This is a genomic window from Actinophytocola sp. (genome assembly GCF_036002505.1).
In the GTDB taxonomy this organism is placed as follows: Bacteria; Actinomycetota; Actinomycetes; order Mycobacteriales; family Pseudonocardiaceae; genus DASYTH01.
Genome location: NZ_DASYTH010000166.1, coordinates 1 through 4,464, shown reverse-complemented (window position 1 = coordinate 4,464; position 4,464 = coordinate 1). Strand labels below are relative to the sequence as shown.

General features: G+C 67.5%; 7 protein-coding genes. 3 read left to right on the top strand and 4 right to left on the bottom strand.

Annotation, left to right across the window (positions count from 1 at the left end):
• A partial coding sequence (locus tag VGR06_RS14420; RefSeq protein ID WP_327559573.1) for a hypothetical protein occupies nucleotides 1–184 on the bottom strand: 184 nt, incomplete at its 3' end.
• Between the two features lie 125 nt (nucleotides 185–309).
• Between VGR06_RS14420 and VGR06_RS14415 the strand changes: the two genes are divergently transcribed.
• Nucleotides 310–750, top strand: coding sequence for an MBL fold metallo-hydrolase (locus VGR06_RS14415; protein WP_327559574.1), 441 nt, complete (start codon nucleotides 310–312; stop codon nucleotides 748–750).
• A gap of 322 nt (nucleotides 751–1,072) precedes the next feature.
• Here the strand turns inward: VGR06_RS14415 and VGR06_RS14410 are convergent, their stop codons facing one another.
• The 3 genes from VGR06_RS14410 to VGR06_RS14400 form a co-directional block, all read right to left on the bottom strand.
• Nucleotides 1,073–1,303: an integrase core domain-containing protein gene (locus VGR06_RS14410; RefSeq protein WP_327559572.1), complete on the bottom strand. Its 231-nt coding sequence runs from the start codon at nucleotides 1,301–1,303 to the stop codon at nucleotides 1,073–1,075.
• Between the two features lie 159 nt (nucleotides 1,304–1,462).
• Complete coding sequence (locus VGR06_RS14405) at nucleotides 1,463–2,134, bottom strand: hypothetical protein (protein WP_327559571.1); 672 nt, start codon at nucleotides 2,132–2,134, stop codon at nucleotides 1,463–1,465.
• A gap of 305 nt (nucleotides 2,135–2,439) precedes the next feature.
• The gene (locus tag VGR06_RS14400) at nucleotides 2,440–2,829 is read right to left on the bottom strand and encodes an integrase core domain-containing protein (protein ID WP_327559570.1); all 390 of its coding nucleotides are present in this window, start codon (nucleotides 2,827–2,829) and stop codon (nucleotides 2,440–2,442) included.
• A gap of 236 nt (nucleotides 2,830–3,065) precedes the next feature.
• Between VGR06_RS14400 and VGR06_RS14395 the strand changes: the two genes are divergently transcribed.
• Together VGR06_RS14395 and VGR06_RS14390 are read left to right on the top strand one after the other, a co-directional pair.
• A complete protein-coding gene (locus tag VGR06_RS14395; protein WP_327559569.1) occupies nucleotides 3,066–3,383 on the top strand; it encodes a transposase in 318 nt (105 codons plus the stop codon).
• Nucleotides 3,380–4,330 (top strand): integrase core domain-containing protein, encoded by a 951-nt coding sequence (locus VGR06_RS14390; RefSeq protein ID WP_327559568.1) that lies wholly within the window; start codon nucleotides 3,380–3,382, stop codon nucleotides 4,328–4,330. Before VGR06_RS14395 ends, VGR06_RS14390 begins: the two co-directional genes overlap by 4 nt.
• The last annotated feature ends 134 nt before the right edge of the window (nucleotides 4,331–4,464 follow it).

Genomic DNA, 4,464 nt, shown 5'->3' with positions numbered 1-4,464 from the left:
TCATCGAGGTCGAAGGCTGGACGATCTTGACCGATCCGACGTTCGACGCCCCGGGGCGGAAATACAGCTTCGGCTGGGGGACGTCGTCGCGCAAGATCGCCGGACCGGCGATCCCCGTGTCCGACCTCCCGCCGATCGACGGGGTGCTGCTCAGCCACGACCACCACGGCGACAACCTCGACATCGCCGGCCGTGAACTGCTCGGCCGGGTACGGACTGTGATCACGATGGTCCCCGGCGCCAAACGTCTGGGCGGTGCGGTGCGCGGGCTAGAGCCCTGGGCCACAGCCAACCTCGAAGCGCCCTGGCCTGCCGACGATCGAAATCACGGCCACCCCCTGCCGGCACGGCCCGCCGCTCAGTCGGCCGGTCGCCGGCGCGGTGATCGGTTTCGCGCTCGCCTGGCCGGGTCAGGAGCACGGCGTCTTCTGGATCTCGGGCGACACCGTGCTCTACGACGGGGTCCGCCGCGTGGCCGACCGCCTGCAGGTCGACGTCGCGCTCCTCCACCTCGGCGCTGTCCGCTTCGGCCTCACCGGACCCGTCCGCTACAGCATGACCGCCGCGGACGCCATCGAGCTCGCCACCCTGATCCGCCCCCGCACCGCCATCCCCGTCCACCACGAGGGCTGGTCGCACTTCACCCAAGGAAGGGCAGGAATCGAACAAGACCTCGCCCATGCCCCCAAGGAAATCCGCGACACCTTCCACTTCCTGGAAATGGGAACCCCAACCACCGTCCCCTCCTAGCGATCTACCGTTCCGGTGCGACTTCGTACCCTCCCACGGGTCCGAGTCGCACGGAAACATGGCCAGGTCCGACCGGGCGCACAGCGGAGCCCCGACCGCGGCAGTGTACTTCCGGCCCAGGGGCCGAGCGGGGCATGCCCGCCGAGCGAGTTCTGCGAGGAAGGTGCCGCTGTGGTTCTAGGGGGCAAATGTCGGCCGACGTTGACACGACTTGCCTGTCCTGGCATTTCGACTACTTCACCCACGGGTTGAGCAGCAGAGACAACCCTGTACCGTGCCAAATCTCGTGTCACCGCGCTGACCTCGAATGTTGTGGGAGCGGTCATGCCGCTCGCTGGTATTCGTTGATCACACCACCGAGCACTCGGCGACGCCGAACCGGAGCCTGAAGGGGCACGATGGTCGATGGGTCGTGCTGCGGAGGCCGTTGCCCGAGGCCTTGGTGGGGCCGGTGCCGATTGAAGTGCCGGGCATATTCCGCCAGGACCGCGACCGCGTGCGCCTTGTTGTAGATCAACATCCGGTTGGTGCACTCCTCCCGGACACTGCGCACGAACCGCTCGGCGTAGGCGTTCGCCCGCGGGGTGCGGGGGAGGAATCTTGACGGTCGTCACGTCCTCGCAGGCGAACACCGCGTCGAACGCCGGGGTGTATTTCGCGTCCCGGTCCCGAACCAGGAACCGGAAGGAGCCGGCCCGCTCACCGAGATCCATCAGCAGGTTGCGGGCCTGCTGCGCGGTCCACGCCCCGGTGGGGGCGCGGTCACGCCGAGAACGTGCACGGTGCGAGTCCGCACTTCCATCACGAAGACCACGTAGAGCCTGCGCAGGCCGACGGTGTCGAGGTGGAAGAAGTCCGCAGCTAGCATGCCGTGCGCCTGGTTGTGCAGGAACACCCGCCAGGTCGTCTCCGCCCGGCGGGGCGCCGGATCGAGGCCGGCCGCGGCCAGGATGCGGCGGATCGTGCCGGCACCGACACGGTGGCCGAGCCGGAGGAGTTCGCCCTGGATGCGCCGATGTCCCCATTGCGGGTTTTCTCGGGCGAGGCGAATGACCAGGTCGCGGATGTCCGCGGCGACCGGTGGTCGGCCCGGTCGGTTCGGGTAGGTCCACTTCCTGGTGAGCAGCCTGCGGTGCCAGGCCAACACCGTGGCCGGGGTGACGATGCGGTGCTTCCTCAGCTCCCGCGGGAGCAGTCGGGTCAACGCGGACAGGATCGCGCGGTCTGCCCACGACGGCCGCGGTCGCCGGACCTGACCGCGCAGCACCGCAACCTCGTGGCGCAGCACCATGAGCTCCACGGTGAGCGCGCTCCGGCGACGTGCCAGCAGCGCCAGCCAGCCGAACACGCGAACCACGGCCAGATACAGCAGTCGAAACACCATGAGCGGCGATCCTGGCCTACCTTGTGAGAGCCGGCGAAGCCGCCGGTTACCGGCCCGCGCTGAGTTCTGGCACGGTACACGCTGCGCGTCGCTCCGCGATTGCCTCCGGCCACCCGTGACCCGGCCACTCCGGCAGGCTCTTGTGCTCCGCTATCGGTTCGTGGCTCTCCCTGCCCAACCCGACCCCGTGGCACGTTTGTGGCACAGTCCGCTGACAAGCAACCGACCTGGGCGTCATGTAACGGCAAGTGATCACGCACAAAGTCCTCACCGCTCGACCTGTCGGTGCCGGAAACCGTGTCACCCTATGCGACCTGCTTGTATTCGTGGATGAGTCCGCCGAGACGATCATGGCGAAGAACGCGAAGACTGCTGCCGGCCTTTGAAATTGATCTCCCGGCCGGTGGCGCCTGCGCAAGGGTCCGGTGAGGTCGGTGCCGGTTGTAGTGATCGGTGTACTCGGTCAGCACGTGACGCGGATGCCGCGCACCGAGGATCAAGAGCCGGTGGGTGCACTCGCGGCGGACGGTGCCGATCCGTCGCTCGGCGATCGCGTTCGCTCGCGGTGCCCGCACTGGCGTATTGATGATCCGAATCCCGATCGAGGTGAAGATCGCATCGAAGGCCGCGGTGACCTTGGTGTCCCGATCGCGGATCAGGAATTTCGCCGACTCGGCGTGCTCGCCAAGGTCCATGACCAGGGTGCGGGCCTGCTGGGCAACCCACGCCCCGTCGGATGAGCGGTGACGCCGGCCAGATGCACACGCCGGGTGCCGTGCCTGATGAAGAACAGCACATAAAGCCGACGCAGGAATACGGTGTCGAGGTGGAAGAAATCCACCGCGGCGATTGAGTGCGCCTGGGCGGCCAATGTCGCGCGTCAGACTTTGTGGCAGGGCTGTTAGGTCAGTCCTGAAGGAGAGTCCGACACATGGGTAGACCCCCTGTCATTCCGGTGGAGCAGAAGACCAGGATCGTGCTGGGCGTGCTGGCCGGCGAGATGACGATCGCCGAGGCCGCTCGGAAAGAGAAAGTCAGCGAGCAGTCGATCGGCCGGTGGAAGGCCGACTTCCTCGAAGCGGGCAAGACCGCACTCGCCGCGGGCCGGTCCGGACCGTCGACCCGAGAGCAGCAGCTCGAGGGCGAGGTCGCGGACCTGACCCAGGCGCTGGGTGAGGCCGCGGTCGAGCTGCGGGTCTGGAAGAAGTCCGCGGAGGGCCGCTTGGGCCCTTCGAGGACCTCGAGGTGATCCGCGTCGAGGCGGGCATGTCGACCGCGAGGTTCTGCCAGCTGATCGACATGCCCGAACGGACCTGGCGTCGCTGGCAGGCCAATGCTCGGGCCGGTGGACAGGTCAAGAGGCGGTGGCCACGGCCGGCCCGACAAGCCGCGAAGGAACGTGCGCTGGGACACGCGTTGGCGCATCCGGCCTGGGGGCACCGCAAGATCTGGGCGATGGTCCGCCACGACGGGCACATCGTGTCCGAGGCGACCATCCTGCGGCTGCTGCGCGACGAGGACCTGATCCTGCCCGCGCACTACCAGCGGGAGCGGCGCAAGCTCGCCGAACGCCGCAAGGCCGCGTTCGCGACCGAGCCGACCGGGCCGAACCAGGTCTGGCAGCTGGACTTTAGCGAGTTCGAGACCACCAGCGGCGGGACGTGGCGGCTGGCCGGCTGCCGGGACTACTGGTCCAAATACGAGTACCCGTTCCACGTCTCGCCGACCGCGAACCAGTACGACGCCATCGATGCCGTCGAGCTCGCGCTCACCGGCTACGAAGCGATGTTCGGCCACCCGATGCTCGAGGACTGCCCCGTCGACGTCGAGACCGGTGAGCTGCTGCCGGTGGTCACGATCGTCACCGACAACGGCGGCCCGTTCCGGTCGTTCCGGTTCGAGGCGTTCATCGCCGGCCGTCCCGAGCTGGCCCACGTCCGCACCCGGGTGAAGAGCCCCGGCCAGAACGGCTCACGCGAACGCGGATTCGGCACCCTGAAGTACGAGCGGCTCTACATCGACGAGATCGACGACGCCGTCATGCTCGCCAAACGAGCCGAGGACTACCGGATCGAGTACAACGAGATCAGGCCGCACGAGGCCCTGGCATGGAACCGGCCCAAAGAGGTGCACCTGGGCCTGGCCGACCCCACCATCCCGACATTTCAAACGACCGAAACCCTGCCCACTTCTTGACGCGGGACAATCGGTGTGGTCGCGGTTCAGGATGCTTCGCTTTCTTTGAGGTCGTTGAGGAGTCGGTTGAAGAGGTCGGCGCGGTGGGCTGGCCCTTGTTGGTGGCGTGGTCGTGTTGTGTTCTGCGTCTGACT

Excerpts from the sequence above, each read along its gene's own strand:
- VGR06_RS14400 (WP_327559570.1), bottom strand. The coding sequence starts at position 2,829 with ATGGACCTTGGCGAGCACGCCGAGTCGGCGAAATTCCTGATCCGCGAT.
- VGR06_RS14405 (WP_327559571.1), bottom strand. The coding sequence starts at position 2,134 with ATGGTGTTTCGACTGCTGTATCTGGCCGTGGTTCGCGTGTTCGGCTGG.
- VGR06_RS14395 (WP_327559569.1), top strand. The coding sequence starts at position 3,066 with ATGGGTAGACCCCCTGTCATTCCGGTGGAGCAGAAGACCAGGATCGTG.